Below are 21,240 nucleotides of genomic sequence, written 5' to 3'. Positions count from 1 at the left end.
AGACCACCATGCAACCGATCCGCCTGATCCGGGGCTTTCTGTCCGTGGGTTCCTGGACGCTGCTCAGCCGCGTCGTGGGCTTTGTCCGCGACATGATGATCGCGGCCTTTCTGGGCACCGGCCCGGTGGCGCAGGCCTATCTGGTGGCCTTTACCCTGCCCAATATGTTCCGCCGTTTCTTTGCCGAGGGCGCGTTCAACACCGCATTCGTCCCGATGTTTTCCAAACGTCTGGAAAGCGGCGAAAACCCCCGTGCCTTTGCCGAAGAGGCGTTTTCGGGGCTTGCCACGGTCGTCATCGTGCTGTGCCTGATCGCGAACTTCGCCATGCCGCTACTGGTCTATGCGCAGGCGGCGGGTTTCCGGGGGGATGAACGCTTCGATCTGGCGGTGATCTATGGCCGGATCTGCTTTCCCTATATCCTGTTCATTTCGCTGACCGCGCTGCTGTCGGGTCTGCTGAATGCGGGCGGTCGGTTTGTCGCTGCGGCATCGGCGCCGGTGCTGATGAACGTGATCCTGATCGCCGCGATGGTTCTGGCCGACCGGCTTGGCTGGGACATGGGGCTGACCATGGCGTGGTCGACGCCGGTTTCCGGCATCGCGCAGCTTGCCGTGGTCTGGTTCGCGGCGAAACGCATGGGCTTTGCCCTGCGCCTGCGCCGCCCGCGCCTGTCGCCCGACATGCGCCACCTGCTGGCCATCGCCGCCCCCGCCGTGCTGGCGGGGGGCGTCGTGCAGGTCAACCTGCTGGTCGGGCGTCAGGTCGGATCGTTCTTTGACGGGGCGATTTCGTGGCTGACCTATGCCGACCGGCTGTATCAACTGCCGCTTGGCGTCGTCGGCATCGCCATCGGCATCGTGTTGCTGCCCGATATCTCGCGCAGGCTGAAGGCCGAGGATATTCAGGGCGGCCGCAACGCCTATAACCGCGCGACCGAATTCGCGCTGTTCCTGACCATCCCGGCTGGGGTTGCGCTGGTCGTCGCCGCAGGACCGCTGATTTCCGTGCTGTTCCAGCGCGGCGCATTCGCGCCATCCGACGTTGGCCCCACCGCATTGGCGCTGGCGATCTATGGTCTGGGCCTGCCCGCCTTCGTGCTGCAAAAAGTCCTGCAACCCTTGTATTTCGCGCGCGAGGACACGCGCACGCCATTCCGTTTCGCGCTCTGGTCGATGGTCGTCAATGTCGTGCTGGCGGTCGGTCTGGCGCCGCTTGTCGGCTTTTCGGCGGCAGCATGGGGCACGACCATCGCGGGCTGGACCATGGCCGCGCAACTGTGGCTGGGCACCCGCCGGATGGGCGAGGCGGCGCAGGTCGACGACCGGCTGCGCCGCCGCCTGCCCCGTATCGTCGCGGCATCGGCGGTGATGGGGGTGGCGCTGGTTGCGCTGGTCCGGGTGCTTGACCCGGTGTTCCAGCAGCCGGGCCTGCGCTATCTGGCGCTGGCCGGGCTGGTTCTGGGCGGCATGGCCACCTATGGGGCCGCGGCGATTGCCCTTGGCGCGGTGCGGCTGAGCGATCTGAAATCGGGGCTGCGCCGCCAGCGCTAAGCCTCAGCGATGCCGCAACTGGCTGCGCACGCGGGCAAAGCCGCCGGGGATCAGGACGAAGGACAGGATAAACCCCCAGGCAAAACCGGCAAGCTCGGCGATCCAGACCGGGCGGCCGTCCTGAAACAGGATGGCAAAGACCAGTTGAAAGGCCAGCAGCATCCCGATCAGGGTAAAGGCGCGCATCCGGTTGGCGTTTTCCTGACCAAGCCGCACCCATAGCAGGAAGGTGAAGGCACCGACGAAACCGTAAACCGCCGGATAGCCCCCCATCAGCGGCGGAAACTGCCATTGCGGAAACAGCGCGCGCACCACCGTATAGGTCAGCGCCCCGCCAATCGCCGATCCGAAAAACAGCGCCAGCACCGCCCAGGGCCGGAACTGGCTGGCGACCAGATTGCCAAGCGCCAGCAGAAAGACCACGACAAAGACCGCGTTCAGAAATGACGGGTGGACAAAGGAATAGGTCAGGATGCGATAGGCCTGCGACGGTTCAAAAGTGAACAGGTTCCACATCCGCAGCACCATCTCGGGGACAAAGGCCGTGCGTTCGACCCCGATCATGCGCATGGCCAGCCCCGCGCCCTGCCCGCCGCCCAGAAAACCGAACTGCGCCAGCGCAAAGGCGGCCTCGGTGGCGATGACCGGCAGCGCCAGGATCCAGACCACGGCGGGCACCGGGTTGAGGGGGGATTGATCGTATCCGGGGCGCATCGGGCCTTCCTTTCGGGCTGTCGTCATGCGGGCTGTCATGTCAGGCTGTTGCGCCCGACCGGGTCAAGGGGTAAGCCAGCCCTGACGATTTTCCAAGCAGGTAGTGTCCATGCAGACGACCTTTCAACCGCGCATCTTTTCCGGCATCCAGCCCTCGGGCGGGCTGACCCTTGGCAACTATCTGGGCGCGCTGCGCCGCTTTGCCGGGTTTCAGGGCAGCGGGGCCGAAACCATCTATTGCGTCGTCGACCTGCATGCGATCACCGTCTGGCAAGACCCCGAAAAGCTGCGCCACAACACGCGCGAGGTCGCGGCGGCCTTCATGGCGGCGGGCGTGGACCCGGCGATTTCGGTGCTGTTCAACCAGAGCCAGGTCAGCCAGCATGCGGAACTGGCGTGGCTTTTCAATACGGTGGCCCGCGTCGGCTGGATGTATCGGATGACCCAGTTCAAGGACAAGGCGGGCAAGAACAGCGAAAACTCCAGCCTTGGGCTGCTGGCCTATCCCTCGCTGATGGCCGCCGATATTCTGGCCTATCACGCGACCGCCGTGCCGGTGGGCGACGACCAGAAACAGCATCTGGAACTGACCCGCGACATCGCGGCCAAGTTCAACCACGACTACGGGCAGGAATTCTTTCCGATCACCGAGCCGCTGATCGAAGGCAGCGCAACCCGCGTCATGTCCCTGCGCGACGGGTCGAAAAAGATGTCGAAATCCGATCCTTCGGACGCCAGCCGGATCAACCTGACCGATGATGCCGACACCATCGCGCAGAAAATCCGCAAGGCGCGCACCGATGCCGATCCCCTGCCCGGCACTTTCGATGGTCTGGCCGACCGCCCCGAGGCGCGCAATCTGGTCAATATCTACGCCGCGCTGTCGGGTGAAACGCCCGATCAGATCCTGCCGCGTTTCGAGGGTCAGGGCTTTGGCGCCTTCAAACCCGCCCTGGCCGAACTGGCCGTGTCGGTTCTGGCCCCGATCACCACGCGGATGAGCGACTTCATGGGTGACCCGGCCGAAATCGACCGTATTCTTGGCAAAGGCGCCGACCGCGCGACCGAAATCGCCCAGCCCATCGTCGAAAAGACGAAGGAGATCATGGGCATGATCCGGTCACGCTAAGGCCCCTCGCCGGTGGACCCGGCTGCTGAGCAGGAGAGAATGACGTGGCCGACGACCCGCTGAGACGCTTGCTGGCCCATCGCGACTGGCTGCTTGCCGATGGCGCCATGGGGACGAACCTTTACAACATGGGCCTGCCCCCCGGTCAGGCCCCGGACCTGTGGTGCGAAACCCATCCCGAACAGGTGTCGGACCTGCATCACGCCATGGTCGCGGCGGGGGCCGATATCCTGCTGACGAACAGCTTTGGCGCCAATGCCTGCCGCTTGCGGCTGGCGCAGGCCGAGGCGCGGGTTCATGACCTGAACGTCGCGGCCGCGACCCTCGCGCGTCGGGCTGCGGATCGCGCCGGGCGCAAGGTTCTGGTCGCGGGCTCGATGGGACCGACCGGGGAAATCATGGCGCTGATGGGTCGCCTGACCGAAGCGCAGGCGGCTGAAATCTTTGTCGAACAGGCCCGGGGTCTCAAGGCCGGGGGCGCGGATCTGCTGTGGGTCGAAACCATCAGCGCGGCCGAGGAATTGCGCGCCGCCGCCGTCGCCGCGCGCGAAACCGGCCTGCCCTGGTGCGGGATGATGAGCTTCGAGCCGGGCGGCTGGACGATGATGGGCGTGACCCCGCCGCAGCTTGCCGCGCAGGTCGAACGCCTGTCCCCCGCGCCGCAGGCTTATGGCGCGAATTGCGGCACCGGTCCGGCCGAATTGCTGCTGGCGGTGGCGGGTTTCGCGGCCTCTGGCAGCGAAAGGCCGTGGATCGCCAAGCCCAATGCCGGGGTGCCGCGCTATCAGGCGGGCAGGCTTGTCTATGACGCGACGCCCCCCGTGATGGCGGAATTCGCGGTTTTGGCCCGCGATGTCGGCGTCCGCATCATCGGCGGCTGCTGTGGCACCACGCCCGCCCATCTGGCCGCGATGCATCAGGCCCTGAACGACCGCCCGCGCGGGCCGCGCCCGACGGATGAGGCGATCTCGACCCGGATGCGGCAGGCGATGATCGATTCCGGCGCGGTGATCGACGAGGATTGAGCGGCGCCACGCCGCCCGTCGGGCGCGGATCGGCAAGGTTGTCCCATCGCCGGCCAGCAAAAAATCGTTGTCGCGGCCATTTCTGTCGAAACCTGAAAGGTGGGCCATCGCCGGCCGCCGCCATAGCCCGTTGCCGTCATCGAACGGCGGTTACTGGTTGCTGCCGGACAGTGCCTGTTTTTCAGGGTGCAAGACAAGGCGACATCAACAGGCATCCGCCCCCGACGTCACTTTGCGATGCCGCTACCCGCGCGTCAGAACAGCGAAAGCTGATCCCCGGCCTTTGGCGGCGGGGCGAAGCGGCTGCAATCCAGCACCGGCCCCTGGCGCGTCAGCCCATGGCGCCGCAAGGCCAGGCGAAAGCGTTGGCGCATCAATTCGGCCTCGATCCCCCGCCCGCGCATCCGGCTGCCGAAACGCGGATCGTTGTCGCGGCCGCCGCGCATCGCCTGAATGCGTGACATGACATGCGCGGCCTTGCCGGGATGGATCCGGTCCAGCCAGTCGCGAAACAGCGGCGCGACCTCCAGCGGCAGGCGCAGCGGGATCATGCTGGCCGAACGCGCGCCCGCATCGGCGGCGGCTGACAGGATGCGCTCGATCTCCGGCTCGGTCAGGACGGGGATGACCGGGGCGACCATGACGCGGACCGGGACGCCCGCATCCGCCAGCCCCCGGATCATCCGCAGCCGGGTCGCGGGCGTGGGGGCGCGCGGCTCCATCTGGCGGGCAAGGGTCGGGTCAAGCGTGGTCAGCGAAACGCCCACGCAGACCTGCCCCCGCGCGGCCATCGCCGACAGGATATCGGTATCGCGCAGGATCGTTGCCCCGCGCGTGACGATCGCCAGAGGGTGATTCCACGCCGCCAGCACCTGCAGACAGCCGCGCATGATGCCATGTTGCGATTCGATCGGCTGATAAGGGTCGGTATTGGTGCCAAAGGCGATCGGCGCCACCGCATAGCCACGCCGCCCGATTTCGCGCTCCAGCAGCGCGGGCGCATCGGGTTTCGCGATCAGCCGGGTTTCGAAATCCAACCCCGGAGACATCCCCAGATAGGCATGGCTGGGCCGGGCAAAGCAATAGATGCAGCCATGTTCGCAGCCGCGATAAGGATTGACCGAACGGTCGAAACCCAGATCGGGCGAGTTGTTGCGCGTCAGGATGCTGCGCGCGCGTTCGATGCTGACCTCGGTGCGCAGCAGGCTTTCACGGGGCGCGGTGTTCCAGCCGTCATCCTCGCGGATTCTGTGATAAGGCTCGAACCGGGCGGCGGGACGATGGGCCGCGCCGCGCGCCTTGAGAATCTCATCGGGGTTGCGAGGGGGCAGCATTTGGGGCACCAAACAGAACAATACAGGAACATTAATCCCGCGAACCGGTCGCCGCAACGGAATTCAGGCAAATTTTCGCGAACTTCGGAACGCGCGACGATGTGACGGGTTTTCCTTTGATGCGCGAGCCCCCATATTCCAGTCATGTAACGAGAGGTCGGGATGCCACTGCCCCATTTCCTGCTGTTGCTGGTTGCCGTGATTGCCGCAGCCGCATTGACCATCTGGGCCGCTGTTTCTGCGGGGGTGCCGGTCATTCTGCTGGGACTTGTCGCCCTGATCGCGGCGCTGCTGACCCATCTGGCGGGCAGGCTTGACGCGGGGTCACAAAACCGCCCTGCCCCGGACGGCCATTATCACCTGCCCGACGACAAGTGATCCCTCTCCGCTGTCGGATTTTCGTTTTCTGACAGGCGCTTGCCTGCATATCATCACCTGAATTCCTACCCTCACAACCGGCCCGCACGGGTCGGTTGTCCACGTCAGGCCGTCCCCGATTCAGGCGCATGACGCGCGCCCTGCCTGACCGCCCGCCCATGCAGGCGATCTATCGCGGCATTGAAACAATCCATTGGAGCGGTGGCGCGCTGTCATGCAACTTATGTATGTCATCGGTGACACCTCGCATTTCCGAGGCACCTGGGAGGGGAGCCCAGATCGACACTCAATCCGCCGCCCGCGCGGGTCAGGATTGCACCCGGCATTGGTTCAGGCCAGCGCCGGGACTGGCCCCCTGCTGCCTTGGACCACGCACGGATCCGGTCATCGACCGGCGCACGAAACATGCCCGCATGTCGGCCAGCCGGTAAGGAGAGGGACCGGCCAAGCCATTCATGCCGGCAGAGCAACACAAGGGGGAAGGAATGACCACCACTCGGGAAAACTGGGACGCGGACAGCGCCCGGCCACCACTTCTGTCGAAAGCCAGAATCGTCGCCAGACCGGGCTTCAACCGCTGGCTGGTGCCACCCGCCGCGCTGGCGATTCACCTGTGCATCGGCATGGCATACGGCTTTTCGGTCTTTTGGTTGCCGCTGTCGCGCGCCATCGGCATCACCGAGCCGGTGACCTGCGAAGGCATGTCGCTGCTGTCGGCGATGGTGACGACGACCTGCGACTGGCGGGTCGCCGATCTGGGCTGGATCTATACGTTGTTCTTTGTTCTGCTTGGATCTTCCGCCGCGATCTGGGGCGGCTGGCTGGAGGTCGCGGGCCCGCGCAAGGCGGCTGTCGTCGCCGCGCTGTGCTGGTGCGGCGGCATGGTCGTGTCGGCCATCGGCGTCATGACGCATCAGCTTTGGCTGATGTGGCTGGGGTCGGGGGTGATTGGCGGGATCGGTCTGGGGCTGGGCTATATCTCGCCCGTGTCGACCCTGATCAAATGGTTCCCCGACCGGCGCGGGCTGGCCACCGGCATGGCGGTCATGGGCTTTGGCGGGGGCGCGATGATCGGCGCACCGCTGGCCGACCGGCTGATGAACCATTTCGCCGATGCGAATTCGGTCGGGGTCTGGCAAAGCTTCATGGTCATGGCCCTAGTCTATCTGGTCTTCATGATGGCCGGCGCCTTCAGCTACCGCGTCCCGCCCGAAGGCTGGCGCCCCGAAGGATGGGAGCCGAAAGCCGCCGCCACCAGCGCCAAGGCGGCGATGATCACCGCCCATGACGTGCATCTGCGCGACGCCCACAAGACGCCGCAATTCTGGCTGATCTGGATCCTGCTGTGCCTGAACGTCTCGGCCGGGATCGGGGTAATCGGCATGGCCTCGCCCATGCTGCAGGAAATCTTTGGCGGGCGGCTGATCGGCCTGCCGGACCTGTCATTCACCCAGCTGGATCTGGAACAGAAGGCCACCATCGCCGCGATTGCGGCGGGCTTTGCCGGGCTGTTGTCGCTGTTCAATATCGGGGGACGGATCTTCTGGGCCTCGGCCTCGGACAAGCTGGGGCGCAAGGCCACCTGCTTCCTGTTCTTCGGTCTGGGGATCGTGCTTTACGCGCTGGCGCCAGGCGCCGCCGCGATGGGCAATCAGGCGCTGTTCGTCGGCATGATCTGCATCATCATTTCCATGTATGGCGGCGGGTTTTCGACCGTGCCCGCCTATCTGGCCGATATCTTCGGCACGCGTTTCGTGGGCGCGATCCACGGGCGGCTGCTGACGGCATGGGCCACGGCGGGCATCGTCGGTCCGGTCGTCGTGAACTATATCCGCGAGGCGCAGATCGGCGCGGGCGTGCCCCGCGCGCTGGTTTACAACAACACCATGTATATTCTGGCGGGCTTTCTGGCGATCGGCCTGATCGCCAATGCGCTGGTCCGCCCGGTGAATGAAAAATGGGTGATGAAGAACGCCGCCACCCCCGGCGAGGCGGCAATGCCGGTGCATCACGGTTCTTATGGCATCGGCCGGGGCCGCTTTGATCTGGTCACGGCGCTGGCCTGGGCGGCGGTTGGCATCCCCTTGCTGTGGGGGATCACAATGACGGCCGCAAAGACGGCAATCTTGCTGAACTGACATATGGGTGCGCGCCGCATACCTTCGGCGCGCGCCTTATCCTGTTGAAACGAAAAGACATGGCCAGTTTCCATCTGATCCCGCCCGACAACCCGGATCGCTTGATTTCCCTGCCCTATGCGGGTCGGGTTCCGGCGCCTCATGGGCGCAAGCTTGCGAATACGACAATCCCTGTGCGCGACCCCGCGCAACCCGGACGGATCTGGAAACTGACCCCTTGGGAAAAAGCCGAAAGCATCGCGGGGGAACTGGCGATCTATGCGCGTCTGATGGACAGCGCGGCACCCGGAGTTGTCGCGCTTCTGGGCATTTCGGGCACATCCGGGCATCTGGCCCGTGCCTATGAATTCGCCCCCTTTGGCGAGCTGTCGCATTTCCTGCGTGGTCGGCACCGCCAGCTGGAGCTGCTGGAAAGCGCGCCCGCTCGACATATCCTGATGCAGGTGGCCGCAGCAATGGCGGGGCTGCACCAGCGCGGGATCGTGCATCGCGATCTCAAGGCGGAAAATGTTCTGGTCTTTGACAACAGCGCCTTGCCGAAGGTCAAGCTGGGCGATTTCGACCGCAGCATCGAATTGACGCCGGGAACGGTAATCAACGCGCCCGTGGGTTCGCTGTTTCACATGGCGCCCGAATTGCACAGCGCGCAGCCCTATGACCACCGGGTCGATCTGTTCGCTTTCGGCATCCTGATCCACGAGGTCGCCCACGGCGGGGCGCGGCTGTTTCCGCAGGTCGCCTCTGGCGTGCCCGGCGCGCTTACGACCGGGAAATTCGCAACCGCCGTGGCCGAAGATGGCCTGCGCCCCGCACTGGCATCACCCCGATGAGGATCTGGGCGCACTGGCCCGGCGCTGCCTGTCGCATGATCCGGCGCAACGCCCCGAATTCGCCGAGATCCTGACGGCTCTCGGCCCGCCGGCACCCCTCGCGCCTGCCGCGCGCCCGTCATCGCCCCTGCCCCTGCCTGCCACGCTTGGCATGGCTGCGACCATCGGGCTGAAGCGACGCGGGATGGAGGATGCCTGCTGCGTCCTCGACCGTAGCGACGCGCGCATTCTTGCGGTCTTTGACGGGTTTCGAGGCGACCGGATCGCCGCCTTTTCAGCCCGCGCGCTGGCGCTGATTCTGGCCGATGCGCTGGAACGGTCGGGTCTGGAACGGTCGGGGGATGACGACGCGGCCGCGATCAAGGACGCCTTTGCCCATCTTCAGGCGCGGATCCGGCGGCTGGACCCGGTGGTCACGGCGGGCTCGACGGCGACAGTCGCCGTGCTGCGGCCCGGCCGGATCGGGCTGGGCTGGCTGGGCGATTCGCCCGCTTGCCTGCTGGGTGCGGGCGGGCCGCGCGATCTGATCCATCCCCATCACCCCGACGACGCAGCCGAGGCGCGGCGCATCGAAACCGCCGGCGGCCAGATTCGGCGCGAGATGCGGGTGATGGACAGCGGCGAAGAGCTGCCGCTGGGGGCCGTTGCGCGTCCACGCCCCGGATGGCTCGGGCGGGATTGCGCTGACGCGGGCGCTTGGCCTGCCCGCGCTTGCCGCCGTCATCAGCCAGCAGCCGCAGGTGGTCGAAATCCCGGTTACCCGACAGGACCGCTTTCTGATCGTGGCCAGCGATGGCGCCTTTGAAGGTCTGCGCCCGCAAGCGATTGCCGATATCGTCGATGCCGCCGAACATCCGCAGCAGGGCGCCGACCGCATCATCGCCGAAATCCTGCGGCGCGGCGCGCCCGACAATGCCAGCGTGATCGTGGCGAAACTGCCGGGCTAGCCCCGTTCAGCCGCCGCTCAGCGCCGCTTGCGCGACACCGGCGCGCGCAACTGGTTGACGCGGATCTCGAAAGCCTCGACCAGCGCCTCGCGCGGCAGGCCGGTTTCATGTTCCAGCCGCAGCAGGCCGAAATTGACCCGCGCCAGTTCCTGATAATAGCGCGCAAAGGTATAGTTGATCGATGCCCCCGCCACCGCGCCCAGGATCGGCACGGCCTGCGCGCCCAGCTTTTGCGCGAAAGAGATCGACAGTTTCGGCGCGACCTTGGCGATCAGCCCCTGAACCGAATGGCCGGTGATCGACAGCCGCGCCGCCAGCAGGCCCAGATCGGTCGCGTCATCCTCGGACAGCGGCCCGGCAGAGGCCAGAACCCGCAGCGCCTCGATCCTGACCTCGTCCGTGTCGGGGTCGAAACCATGCTCGGCGCCGACTTCCAGAATGGCGCGCAGCAACAGCGTGATCGTCACCGGCAGTTCCAGCACCGCGCCGCCCAAGCCCGCGATCCCGCCCGCCGCCCCCGATACGGTCGACAGCAGGCGGTTGAACATCGCCCCCCGGTCCCGCAGCACCCGGCGAGAGCTCGCGGCGGCGTCAAAGGCGCGGTTCAGCCCGCGATAGGTGATCCGGTCCACCCGCTTGCGGACCCCTGCCGGCACATATTCGATCAGGGTTTCGGCATTTCCGCCAATGGCTTGCAGCAGATCCATGCCGATGCCGCCGGCATCCAGATAGCGCCGCGCCAGCCGGTCGATTTCGGCATGGACGGTCGGATCGGTGATCGGCGGCAGAATCGCCTGACCTGTGCGCATCGGTCTGTTTTCGCTCATCGGCGCGGCTTTCCCAACTTGTCACATCGGGCCTGCCCCAGCCCCGCGCCGTTCGGGGTCGATCTCGACACAATCGGCGTGCAGCGAAGGGGTTTCGACGATCTCGGCCAGTCCGGCCAGCACATCCGGCCGGGTCTCGCGTTCGACCGGACCCGAGACATCAACCCATGCGCCGGGACGAAGTTCCAGCCCCAGCACACGATCCGGGTTGGTCGGAGGCGGCATTTCGACCCCATCCAGCTTTTCAAAACCGAAACGCGAATAATAAGGCGCGTCACCGACCAGCATCACCCGCGCCCAGCCCATCGCGCGGGCGCGGTCCAGGTTTTCGACCATCAGCCATGCCCCCAGACCTTCGCCCTGCGCGGTCGGGTGGACGGCAATCGGACCCAGAAGCAGGACCAAGGCATCGCCGATCCGCACCGGCCAATAGCGGATCGCGGCGGTAATCCCCCCCGCTGTGCTGCGCATGATCAGGCACAGTTCCGACACGGGCGGCACGCCGTCGCGCAGGCGATAGGATGACAGCGCGGTGCGGCCCGGGGCAAAGCACAGGTCATAAAGCGCCTCGACCTCGGGGGTGTCCTCGGGCCTTTCCACGCAAACGTCATACATTCCAGCCCCCCTCTGACTGCCCCCGATCCGGTCCCCGGCCTGGCCCGTATCCCTGACCCGTATCCTGGCCGCTTGCGTGATCCCCCGTCTTGGACCTAGACGCCCTATCATGCAATATCGCGGGGGAAAACCGGCCGGCGATCCGCGCCGGGAAATTTGATCCGACCTCGGAACCCGGCCCCGACAGCGACGTTGAGCCTGCCCCCGGACCTGCCCGCATGCCCGGCCCGACTGGCGCCCCAACCCCGCAAGAGAAAAGGATATTTCTCATGTTCTACCGCCCCCAGGATGGCCACGGCCTGCCGCATAACCCGTTCAGCGCCATCGTCGCACCCCGCCCGATCGGCTGGATTTCGACCCGTGGGGCGCATGGCGACAATCTGGCGCCCTATTCATTCTTCAACGCGACGGCCTATGTGCCGCCGCAGGTGATGTTCTGTTCGACCAGCACCAAGCCCGACCGGTCCGGAGACATGGGACCCGGCACCAAGGACAGCATGGCCCAGATTGCCGAAACGCATGTCTTTTGCGTGAACATCGCAGATGGGGCGATGCGCGATCTGGTCAATGCCAGTTCCGCCCCCCTGCCCGCCGGGGTCAGCGAGTTTCAGGCCTGCGCCATCGCCTCTGCCGAATGCGAAACCATCGACTGCCCGCGCGTGGCCGATGCCGCCGCTGCGCTGGAATGCCGGCTGACCCGAATCGTGCGTCTGGCGGGCGATGCGAATTACATGGCGCTTGGCGTCGTCACCGGCATCCATCTGCGCGACGATTGCCTGACCGGGGGTATTTTCGACCTGCGCCGCAACGGCTGGCTGGCGCGGCTTGGCTACAAGGATTACACAGCGCCCCGCGAAACCTTTGAAATGGAGCGCCCATGACTGTCCCGAACGCACCAGTCGCATCTGCCGCCCAGAACCGCAGGCAGGACCCGAAGACCGTCAAGGATTACATCCGCACCATCGTCGATTTCCCGAAGGAAGGCATCAAGTTCCGCGATGTCACCACGCTTTTCGCCGATGCGCGCGGCTTTCGCATGGCGGTCGACCAGTTGCTGACCCCCTATGCGGGCACGCGGATCGACAAGGTCGTGGGCCTTGAGGCGCGGGGTTTCATCCTTGGGGGCGCGGTGGCGCATCAGTTGACCGTCGGTTTCGTCCCGATCCGCAAAAAGGGCAAGCTGCCCGGCGCCGTCCTGTCCGAAGCCTATGCGCTGGAATATGGCGAGGCGGTGATGGAAATCCACGACGACGCCCTGCAACCGGGCGATCAGGTGCTGATCGTCGATGACCTGCTGGCGACCGGCGGCACCGCCCGCGCGGCGATCCGGCTGTGCGAAAGGCTGGGGGCCGAGGTCGTCGGCTGCGCCTTTGTCATCGACCTGCCCGATCTGGGCGGCCGCGCCCTGCTGGAAGGTTCGGGCGTCGATGTCTATGCCCTGACCAGCTTTGACGACTGACGGACAGCAATGTGACCGCGCCCCCATTGCACGGGGCGCGCAGGCGCAATAGGTGATGGCCATGACCGCGACCAACCCGACCACCGCCCTGACCCTCTATCTGGCCGCCCCGCGCGGCTACTGCGCGGGCGTGGACCGCGCCATCAAGATTGTCGAGCTTGCGCTGGAAAAATGGGGCGCCCCGGTCTATGTCCGCCATGAAATCGTCCACAATAAATTCGTCGTCGACGGGTTGCGCGACAAGGGCGCCGTCTTTGTCGAGGAACTGGACGAATGCCCCGATGACCGCCCGGTGATCTTTTCGGCCCATGGCGTCCCCAAAGCCGTCCCGATCGAGGCGCAGCGGCGCAACATGATCCATGTCGACGCCACCTGCCCGCTGGTCACCAAGGTCCATAACGAGGCGGCGCGCCACCACGACGCGGGCCTTCAGATGGTGATGATCGGCCATGCCGGCCACCCCGAGGTTCTGGGCACCATGGGCCAGTTGCCCGTGGGCGAGGTGCTGCTGGTCGAAACCGTCGAAGACGTCGCCACCATCACGCCCCGCGACCCCGAACGGCTGGCCTTCATCACCCAGACCACGCTGTCGGTCGATGACACCGCCGAAATCGTCCGCGCCCTGCAGACGCGCTTTCCGATGATCATCGGGCCGGGCAAGGAAGATATCTGTTACGCCACCACCAACCGACAGGCAGCGGTGAAACGGATCGCGCCGCTGATCGACGCGCTGCTGGTGATCGGGGCGCCGAATTCGTCGAACTCGCGCCGTCTGGTCGAGGTCGGGCGCGCGGCGGGCTGCGATTATTCGCAGCTGGTGATGCGCGCCGATCAGATCGACTGGCGCGCCATTCAGGGCGCCCGCGCCGTCGGCGTCACCGCAGGCGCCAGCGCCCCCGAGGTGCTGGTCAATGAGGTGATCGACGCCTTTCGCGACCGTTACGACGTGACCGTGGAACTGGTCGAGACCGCGCAGGAAAACATCGAATTCAAGGTGCCGCGCCTGCTGCGCAGCCCCGCCTGACCCGACCAGACCGGCCTGACCCGACCAAAGTCGCAGGCCCGGCGGATCTGTTTCGTTTGCGCAACCGCCCGCCGCCCCTCTAGGCTGTCCCCGCCGCCGGTCCCCAAGGCGGTGCCCAAAAAGGGAGGAAAAGCCAGAATGACCGTCTTTCTGATTGCCGAGGTCAAGGTCACCGATGACGCATGGATCCCGGATTACGCCGCCCGCGTCCATGACATCGCCGCCCGGCACAATGGCCGCTACCTGTCGCGCAGCGGCAGGATCGAAACGCTGGAAGGCACGCCGACCGATGTGACCCTGATCGCGCTGATCCAGTTCCCGACCCGCGACGAGGCGCTGGCCTTTGCCAATGACCCCGAATATGCGCCTTTCGGCAAGGCGCGTCAGGACGGTTCGGTCAGCCATTTCCGCCTGATCGACGACAGCGACATCGCCGGGACGATCCCCTATCTGCCCAAACCGGAATAGGCACGAAGCAGCCCCGGCCCCGCGCCGAACGCTCTGGCGCGGGGCATGGGCTTGGGGTAGATTTCGGGGATGAAACTTTATTCGATGCCCTCCTCCGGCAACAGCTATAAGGTCCGGCTGCTGCTGTCCCTGCTGGACCTGCCCTGCGAGATCGTGGATTGCGAAGATGCGACCCTCGAAATCGCGCAGGCGCGCGCGGATGGCCGCCTACCCTTTGGCAAGGTGCCGGTGCTGGAACTGGACAGTGGCCGCCTGCTGCCCGAATCCAACGCGATCCTGCTGTATCTGGCGCAGGGCAGCCACCTGATCCCCGCCGATCCCTTTCATCAGGCGCAGATGACGGCGTGGATGTTCTGGGAACAGAACCAGCATGAGGGGGTGATCGCGGTGCGCGCCGCGCTGCGCAACTACCCCTCGCGCGCGCATTTGGTGACGCCGGAGCGGCTGGCGGACCTGCTGGATCGCGGCCATCAGATCCTGGGCATGATGGAACAGCACCTGTCCGGCCGTGACTGGCTGGTCGATGGCGGCATGAGCCTGGCCGATATCTGCCTTTACGCCTATACCCACACCGCCGAGGAACGCGGCGGCTATGACATGGCGCGCTTTCCCGCCATCCGGCGCTGGTGCGCGCGCATCGCCGCCCTGCCCGGCTATCAGGAGCTTTTCGCATGAGCCGGGATGTCGTCGTCCGCCCCGCCCCGCTGGTCGGGGCGATCCATACCTCGCTGGCGTCACGCGCATGACCCGGCTGTTCGCATGGACCGACGGGGCCTGTTCCGGCAACCCCGGCCCCGGAGGCTGGGGGGTGCTGATGCGCGCCCTGAACGGCGACGAGATCGTCAAGGAACGCGAACTGTCCGGCGGCGAGCCCGATACCACCAACAACCGGATGGAACTGCTGGCCGCGATTTCCGCGCTGGAAACCCTGACCCGGCCCACGGAAATCACCGTCACCACCGACAGCGCCTATGTGAAGAACGGCATTTCCCAATGGATGCACGGCTGGAAGCGCAACGGCTGGAAAACCGCCGACCGCAAGCCGGTCAAGAATGTCGATCTGTGGCAACGGCTGGATCAGGCGCAGGCGCGCCACAAGGTCACCCGGGAATGGATCAAGGGCCATGCAGGCCATCCCGAAAACGAACGCGCGGATGAGCTGGCGCGGGCAGGCATGGCGCCGTTCAAGCCCGCCAAACCGGCAAAGGCCGCATCGTGATCCTGTCGGATCTGCAGATCGCGCTGGATTACGGCTCGGTCTTTGTCTTTGCGCTGTCGGGCGCGCTGGTCGCCAGCCGGGGCCAGCTTGATCTGGTCGGCTTCATGTTCTTTGCCGTGCTGACGGCGGTCGGCGGCGGCACGGTCCGCGACCTCTTGCTGGGGCGCGAGGAAATCTTCTGGGTGGCCCGACCCAGCCTGATCCTTGTCGCGACCGTGGCGGCGGTGATCGTCTTTCTGACCGCGCACCGGCTGGAAAGCCGCTATCGCGCGCTGCTGTGGTTCGATGCGCTGGCGCTGTCGATCGCCGTGCCCTCGGGCGTGGATTATGCCATCGACGCAGGGTTCGGCCCGGTGATCGTCGCCATGGCGGGCGTCATTACCGGCTCGCTTGGCGGGTTGATGCGCGATGTGATTTCAAACGAGGTGCCGCTGGTTTTGAAACAGGGCGAGTTGTATCTGACTGCGGCCTTCGCCGGCGCGGTCGCCGCGCTGGCCCTGCATGGGCTGGGGCTGTCGGCGTCATGGGCCATGCTGGGCTGCGCGCTGACCACCTTTGCCATGCGCGCGGGCAGCATGGTCTGGGGCTGGAAACTGCCCGTCTACAAACCCCGCCCGCCGCGCGTCTGAGCCTGCGCACCGGGCGGCCCTGCCGTGCGCCGTGTGGGGCAGCAGCCCTTGGGAAAATATCGGACTGCACCTCAGCGGTCCGTCGCGACCATTCCCCCTGCGGCCCTGTCCCTACGGTCCGGGGCTTCCACGGTCCGGGCGCACGCATCGCATGACGATCAGCGCAGGACCGGCGGCCCCGGCGGGCGGTCGCGCAGGTCCTGCACCCCCATGCGCAGCCCCGCGCCGATGCGATGGGCCAGGGCCGACCAGACCCGCGCCTGAGGCTCTGGCAGGGTGCGGCGCAGGGTTTCGTCGAACAGCGCCAGCCAGGGCGCGAAATGTTCCGCCCGGACATCGCCCGCCTGCATATGGACCCGCATCGGATTGCCGTCATATCCGCCCTGACGCAGGATCGCATTGCGCCAGAAACGGGCGATCTTTTCCTCATGCTCGGGCCAGTCGCTGACGTGATTGGCGAAAACCGGGCCCAGCACCTCATGCCGCCGGATCGCGCCGTAAAACACCGCGACGACACGGTCGATCTGTTCGGGGGTGATGTCGAAACGCGCCATGTTCATGATGACGCAGCATAAGCCTGTCCTTTCCGGCAGCAAGCTGGCAAACCGTCGCAGAAGACGGCCGCCATGATTGCAAGGATCCCCGATGTTCACCGCCGCAGCCCCATTGCTGGCGCGACTGAAGCTGGTCGTGCCCATCCTGCTGATCTATGGCTTGCTGCTTTACGCGATCATCTGGCAACCCTATCGCGGCTTTCTGCCGGCGCTGTCGGGCATGGTGCTGCTGCCCATGGCCATCGGCAGCCTGTCGGCGGCGCTGCTCGACCCGCAGGCACGCCGCCCCCTGTTCGATTCCATCCTGCTGAGCTGGGGCGCCTTTGCCGTCCTGTTCGTCGTGCTGGCCGTCCTTGCCGGAGAGGGGGTCATCTGCATGGTCATGGTGACGCCGATCTACCTGCCTGCGTCCGCCCTGGGGTGCTGGGTGACGCGGCTGTGGGTGACGCGGCAGGCGCGGCGCAATACGGTTTCCATGTTCGCCGCCCTGCCCCTGCTGGCGCTGCCCCTGGACGCGATGGTGGCATGGCCCGACCACTTGGGTTCCGTGACCACGGTGATCGAGATCGCAGCCCCCGCGCATGTGATCTGGGACCATACCGTCGAGATCCCCGACATCGACGCAAGCCGCCTGCCATGGACCTTCAGCCACGGTGTCCTGCAGGTGCCGCAGCCTTTGGATGCCCGGATCGAGGGTCAGGGCAAGGGCGCCGTCCGCCACCTGACATGGACCAAGGGCGTCACCTTTCGCGAGATCATCACCGAATGGGACCTGAACCGGCGTCTGGTCTGGGATTTCGGCTTCGACCCGCAGTCCATCCCGCCCGGCATCGACGATCATATCCGCGTGGACAGCCCCTATCTGAAACTCGCCAGCGGTGAATATGTGCTGGAGCCTCTGGACGACCAGCGCACAAGGCTGGTGCTGACGACGCGCTATCGCGTCTCGACCCCGCTCAACAGCTATCTGAAGATCTGGAGCCATGTTTTCCTGAACGATTTCCATTCCGTCGTGCTGCATGAAATCCGGCTGCGTTCGGAACAGGCGGCACGGGGTTGAGGCAAGAGGTTGCGCCTGTCGCCGCTTGAACCTTGGACAGCGTCTACCTATAACCGCAGCCATGTTTCTGACGGGCCGCAGCATACGAATTAGTCGCCCGGCGGCGTAGGGGTTCCTCGCCGTCGGGATGCTTGCTGCCTGCCTGTCTGCCAAAGGATTCCCGCCATATGAGCGATACCACCCCGAACGCGCCCCGAACCGAGACGCCCGATTACCGCGACACCGTCTTTCTGCCCGAAACCGATTTTCCGATGCGCGCGGGCCTGCCTGCCCGCGAGCCGGAATGGCTGGCCCGGTGGGAGGCGATGGATATCTACGGCCGCCTGCGCCGCAAGCCGGGCCGCGCGCCCTTTATCCTGCATGACGGCCCGCCCTATGCGAACGGCAACCTGCATATCGGCCACGCGCTGAACAAGGTGCTGAAGGATTTCATCACCCGCAGCCAGCAGATGATGGGCCGTGATGCGCGCTATGTGCCGGGCTGGGACTGCCACGGCCTGCCCATCGAATGGAAGATCGAAGAACAATACCGCGAACGCCAGCAACGCAAGGATGACGTCGATATCGTCGAATTCCGTCAGGAATGCCGCGCCTTTGCCCAAGGCTGGGTCGAAACGCAGCGCGAGCAGTTCAAGCGCCTTGGCGTCATCGGCAACTGGGACGATCCTTACCTGACGATGAACTATCACGCCGAGGCGGTGATCGCGGCGGAATTCATGAAGCTCTTGATGAACGGCGCGCTGTATCAGGGTTCGAAACCCGTGATGTGGTCGCCCGTCGAACAGACCGCGCTGGCCGAGGCAGAGGTCGAATATCACGACCACACCAGCCACACGATCTGGGTGCGGTTTAAGCCGGTCAAAGCGGTTGGCGACCTCAATCAGGCCAAGGTTACCAAGCTTGTCACTGTAGACCCGGCGGAAGGTCAGCGGCTTGAAGCCGAGGTCATCGCGGAGACGAAAGAGGATATTCTCTCCTCGTCGGTCGTGATTTGGACTACAACCCCTTGGACCATTCCGCAAAACCGCGCCGTGGCTTACGGTCCGGGGATTGCCTATGGCCTCTATGAAGTGACCGGGGCCGAAGAAAAATCTACGGCGATCACAGGTGAGCGTCTGGTTTTGGCGGATGCGCTGGCCGAAGGCGTGATGCAATCCGCCAAAGCGACAAGCTGGCAGCGTTTGCGCGAGGTTTCCACAGACGAACTTGCCGGCATGACCCTCGCCCACCCCTATCGCGGCGTCGAAGGCGGAAACGGTGAATGGGATTATGACGTGCCCATGTTGCCCGGCGACCATGTCACGGACGAAGCGGGCACGGGCTTTGTCCATACCGCCCCCAGCCACGGCGATGACGACTATCAGCTTGGCCTGAAATTCAAGCTGCCGATGACCTGGAATGTCGAACCCGATGGCAGCTACCGCAGCGATCTGCCGATCTTCGGCGGTCAGGCGATCATCGAACCCTCGGGCAAGGAAGGTCCCGCGAATGTCAGCAATATCAAGCAACTGGCCTATGCCGGGGCGCTGCTGGCCAAGGGGAAACTGAAACACAGCTACCCGCATAGCTGGCGGTCGAAAGCGCCGCTGATCTATCGCAACACGCCGCAATGGTTCGCCGCCATCGACACCGATCTGACCGATGGCATGAACGAATTCGGCACGACCATCCGCCAGCGCGCGCTGACCAGTATTGACAAGCTGGTGCGCTGGACGCCGCAGACCGGCCGCAACCGCATCTTTTCGATGGTCGAAGGCCGCCCGGATTGGGTGCTGTCGCGTCAACGTGCTTGGGGCGTGCCGCTGACCTGTTTCGTGAAAAAAGGCGCGCGTCCGACCGATGCCGATTTCCTGCTGCGCGACCAGCGTCTGAACGACCGCATCATCGAAGCCTTCGAGAAAGACGGCGCAGATGTCTGGTATCAAACGGATTTCAAGGCACATATCCTGGACGGGATCGCCAACCCCGACGATTACGATCAGGTCATGGATGTGCTGGATGTCTGGTTCGATTCCGGCTCGACCCACGCTTTCGTGTTGCGCGACCGAGTTGACGGCACGCCCGACGGCATCGCCGATCTGTATCTGGAAGGCACCGACCAGCATCGCGGCTGGTTCCAGTCATCCTTGCTGCAAGCCTGTGCGACCAAGGGCCGCGCGCCTTACAAGGGCGTGCTGACGCATGGTTTCACGCTGGACGAAAAGGGCATGAAAATGTCCAAATCGCTTGGCAATACCGTCGCGCCCGCCGATGTGATCAAGGAATATGGCGCCGATATCCTGCGGCTTTGGGTGGCGCAATCGGACTACACCGCCGATCTGCGCATCGGCAAGGAAATCCTGAAAGGCGCGGCCGACAGCTACCGGCGCCTGCGCAACACGCTGCGCTTCATGCTGGGGAACCTGTCGGGCTTTGACGACGCCGAAAAGGTCGCGCCCGGTGATATGCCGGAACTGGAACAATGGATCCTGCACCGGCTGGCGCAGATCGACCATCAGGTGCGCAAGGGCTATGACCTTTACGATTTCCAGGGGGTCTTCCAGACGCTGTTCCAGTTCGCGACCGTCGATCTGTCCTCGCTTTATTTCGATATCCGCAAGGATGCGCTGTATTGCGATGCGCCGGACAGCATCCGCCGCCGTGCGGCCCGGACGGTGCTGGACATCCTGTTCCACCGCCTGACGACATGGCTGGCCCCGATCCTGCCCTTTACGATGGAGGACGTCTGGCTGTCGCGCTTCCCCGGCGATGACAGTTCGATCCACCTGCAGGATTTCCCGGTGACGCCCGCCGACTGGCTGAACGAACCGCTGGCCCGGAAATGGGATCAGATCCGCCGCGCCCGCCGCGCCGTCACCGCCGCGCTGGAAATCAAGCGCACGGACAAGACCATCGGCGCCAGTCTGGAAGCCGCCCCGGTCGTCCATGTCGAGGACCCCGAGGTTCTGGCCGCGCTGAAAACCAGCGATTTCGCCGATGTCTGCATCACCTCGGCGCTGGTGCTGACCGCCGATCCCGCCCCGAACGAGGCCTTTCGCCTGCCGGAAATCCCCGGCATCGGCGTGGTTTTCGAACCGGCGGATGGCGAAAAATGCGAACGCTGCTGGAAGATCCTGCCGGATGTCGGCAGCCACGCCCATCCCGCGACCTGCGCGCGCTGCGACGCCGCGCTGGCGTGACATCCGATCCGCCGGGCGGCACCCGATCCGCCCGGCCCCGCCCGTTGCGCGGCAGGCGGAATATTCCGCCTCTGCACCCTTTGGACCATCTTTCAGCGCGCGCCGATATCGGCTTAACTGTCCTTGACCGCAGGCGATCTTGCGCGTCGATCTGCCAT

At 65.3% G+C, this 21,240-nt stretch carries 22 protein-coding genes; 17 read left to right on the top strand and 5 right to left on the bottom strand.

Going from position 1 to position 21,240, the window contains the following annotated elements:
• Positions 1 to 8: 8 nt before the first annotated feature.
• On the top strand, positions 9 to 1,553 hold the full coding sequence (murJ, locus tag PE067_RS21550; protein WP_276191837.1) for a murein biosynthesis integral membrane protein MurJ: 1,545 nt from the start codon (positions 9 to 11) through the stop codon (positions 1,551 to 1,553).
• A 3-nt stretch (positions 1,554 to 1,556) separates the two neighbouring features.
• Here murJ and PE067_RS21545 read toward each other — a convergent pair whose 3' ends face one another.
• Positions 1,557 to 2,267: a rhomboid family intramembrane serine protease gene (locus PE067_RS21545; protein WP_276191836.1), complete on the bottom strand. Its 711-nt coding sequence runs from the start codon at positions 2,265 to 2,267 to the stop codon at positions 1,557 to 1,559.
• A gap of 109 nt (positions 2,268 to 2,376) precedes the next feature.
• Between PE067_RS21545 and trpS the strand changes: the two genes are divergently transcribed.
• Both trpS and bmt read left to right on the top strand, forming a co-directional pair.
• Entirely contained in the window at positions 2,377 to 3,396 is a 1,020-nt protein-coding gene (gene trpS / locus PE067_RS21540) for a tryptophan--tRNA ligase (RefSeq protein WP_276191835.1), read from the top strand.
• Positions 3,397 to 3,440: 44 nt separating this feature from the next.
• Positions 3,441 to 4,421: a betaine--homocysteine S-methyltransferase gene (gene bmt, locus PE067_RS21535; RefSeq protein WP_276191834.1), complete on the top strand. Its 981-nt coding sequence runs from the start codon at positions 3,441 to 3,443 to the stop codon at positions 4,419 to 4,421.
• Positions 4,422 to 4,675: 254 nt separating this feature from the next.
• On the opposite strand, the gene PE067_RS21530 is transcribed toward bmt, so the two are convergent.
• Positions 4,676 to 5,755, bottom strand: coding sequence for a PA0069 family radical SAM protein (locus tag PE067_RS21530; protein ID WP_276191833.1), 1,080 nt, complete (start codon positions 5,753 to 5,755; stop codon positions 4,676 to 4,678).
• 162 nt (positions 5,756 to 5,917) lie between these two features.
• Here PE067_RS21530 and PE067_RS21525 point away from each other — a divergent pair, with 162 nt between their 5' ends.
• From PE067_RS21525 to PE067_RS21505, 5 genes are all read left to right on the top strand, one after another.
• Complete coding sequence (locus PE067_RS21525) at positions 5,918 to 6,133, top strand: hypothetical protein (protein ID WP_276191832.1); 216 nt, start codon at positions 5,918 to 5,920, stop codon at positions 6,131 to 6,133.
• Between the two features lie 485 nt (positions 6,134 to 6,618).
• Positions 6,619 to 8,271 carry an OFA family MFS transporter gene (locus PE067_RS21520; RefSeq protein WP_276191831.1) on the top strand — a complete coding sequence of 551 codons (1,653 nt, stop codon included), beginning with the start codon at positions 6,619 to 6,621 and terminating at the stop codon, positions 8,269 to 8,271.
• Positions 8,272 to 8,330: 59 nt separating this feature from the next.
• A complete protein-coding gene (locus PE067_RS21515; RefSeq protein WP_276191829.1) occupies positions 8,331 to 9,101 on the top strand; it encodes a protein kinase in 771 nt (256 codons plus the stop codon).
• Complete coding sequence (locus PE067_RS21510) at positions 9,067 to 9,906, top strand: PP2C family serine/threonine-protein phosphatase (RefSeq protein ID WP_276191828.1); 840 nt, start codon at positions 9,067 to 9,069, stop codon at positions 9,904 to 9,906. The genes PE067_RS21515 and PE067_RS21510 overlap by 35 nt, the downstream gene beginning before the upstream one ends.
• Entirely contained in the window at positions 9,803 to 10,048 is a 246-nt protein-coding gene (locus PE067_RS21505; RefSeq protein WP_276191878.1) for a hypothetical protein, read from the top strand. The genes PE067_RS21510 and PE067_RS21505 overlap by 104 nt, the downstream gene beginning before the upstream one ends.
• A 17-nt stretch (positions 10,049 to 10,065) precedes the next feature.
• On the opposite strand, the gene PE067_RS21500 is transcribed toward PE067_RS21505, so the two are convergent.
• A complete protein-coding gene (locus PE067_RS21500; RefSeq protein ID WP_276191827.1) occupies positions 10,066 to 10,875 on the bottom strand; it encodes an EcsC family protein in 810 nt (269 codons plus the stop codon).
• A 21-nt stretch (positions 10,876 to 10,896) separates the two neighbouring features.
• Positions 10,897 to 11,490, bottom strand: a complete 594-nt coding sequence (locus tag PE067_RS21495; RefSeq protein WP_276191826.1) for an N-acetyltransferase — start codon at positions 11,488 to 11,490, stop codon at positions 10,897 to 10,899.
• A 269-nt stretch (positions 11,491 to 11,759) separates the two neighbouring features.
• Here PE067_RS21495 and PE067_RS21490 point away from each other — a divergent pair, with 269 nt between their 5' ends.
• The 7 genes from PE067_RS21490 (at position 11,760) to PE067_RS21460 (ending at position 16,289) form a co-directional block, all read left to right on the top strand.
• The gene (locus PE067_RS21490) at positions 11,760 to 12,371 is read left to right on the top strand and encodes a flavin reductase family protein (protein WP_276191823.1); all 612 of its coding nucleotides are present in this window, start codon (positions 11,760 to 11,762) and stop codon (positions 12,369 to 12,371) included.
• Positions 12,368 to 12,949 (top strand): adenine phosphoribosyltransferase, encoded by a 582-nt coding sequence (locus tag PE067_RS21485; RefSeq protein ID WP_276191822.1) that lies wholly within the window; start codon positions 12,368 to 12,370, stop codon positions 12,947 to 12,949. Before PE067_RS21490 ends, PE067_RS21485 begins: the two co-directional genes overlap by 4 nt.
• A gap of 61 nt (positions 12,950 to 13,010) precedes the next feature.
• Positions 13,011 to 13,973: a 4-hydroxy-3-methylbut-2-enyl diphosphate reductase gene (gene ispH / locus PE067_RS21480; RefSeq protein WP_276191821.1), complete on the top strand. Its 963-nt coding sequence runs from the start codon at positions 13,011 to 13,013 to the stop codon at positions 13,971 to 13,973.
• 138 nt (positions 13,974 to 14,111) lie between these two features.
• Positions 14,112 to 14,441, top strand: a complete 330-nt coding sequence (locus tag PE067_RS21475) for a DUF1330 domain-containing protein (protein WP_276191820.1) — start codon at positions 14,112 to 14,114, stop codon at positions 14,439 to 14,441.
• Positions 14,442 to 14,510: 69 nt separating this feature from the next.
• Entirely contained in the window at positions 14,511 to 15,116 is a 606-nt protein-coding gene (locus PE067_RS21470; RefSeq protein WP_276191819.1) for a glutathione S-transferase family protein, read from the top strand.
• Positions 15,117 to 15,183: 67 nt separating this feature from the next.
• The gene (rnhA, locus tag PE067_RS21465; protein WP_276191817.1) at positions 15,184 to 15,660 is read left to right on the top strand and encodes a ribonuclease HI; all 477 of its coding nucleotides are present in this window, start codon (positions 15,184 to 15,186) and stop codon (positions 15,658 to 15,660) included.
• Positions 15,661 to 15,662: 2 nt separating this feature from the next.
• Complete coding sequence (locus PE067_RS21460) at positions 15,663 to 16,289, top strand: trimeric intracellular cation channel family protein (protein WP_276191877.1); 627 nt, start codon at positions 15,663 to 15,665, stop codon at positions 16,287 to 16,289.
• A 158-nt stretch (positions 16,290 to 16,447) separates the two neighbouring features.
• Here PE067_RS21460 and PE067_RS21455 read toward each other — a convergent pair whose 3' ends face one another.
• Positions 16,448 to 16,849: a group III truncated hemoglobin gene (locus PE067_RS21455; protein WP_276191816.1), complete on the bottom strand. Its 402-nt coding sequence runs from the start codon at positions 16,847 to 16,849 to the stop codon at positions 16,448 to 16,450.
• An 85-nt stretch (positions 16,850 to 16,934) separates the two neighbouring features.
• On the opposite strand from PE067_RS21455, the gene PE067_RS21450 reads away from it, so the two are divergent.
• Together PE067_RS21450 and ileS are read left to right on the top strand one after the other, a co-directional pair.
• Positions 16,935 to 17,903: an SRPBCC family protein gene (locus PE067_RS21450; protein WP_276191815.1), complete on the top strand. Its 969-nt coding sequence runs from the start codon at positions 16,935 to 16,937 to the stop codon at positions 17,901 to 17,903.
• A 167-nt stretch (positions 17,904 to 18,070) separates the two neighbouring features.
• Positions 18,071 to 21,082 (top strand): isoleucine--tRNA ligase, encoded by a 3,012-nt coding sequence (ileS, locus tag PE067_RS21445; protein ID WP_276191814.1) that lies wholly within the window; start codon positions 18,071 to 18,073, stop codon positions 21,080 to 21,082.
• Positions 21,083 to 21,240: the final 158 nt, after the last annotated feature.

The sequence above is a fragment of the Paracoccus sp. DMF-8 genome, assembly GCF_029309835.1.
GTDB lineage: Bacteria > Pseudomonadota > Alphaproteobacteria > Rhodobacterales > Rhodobacteraceae > Paracoccus.
This window is presented reverse-complemented; position numbering and strand designations above follow the sequence as displayed.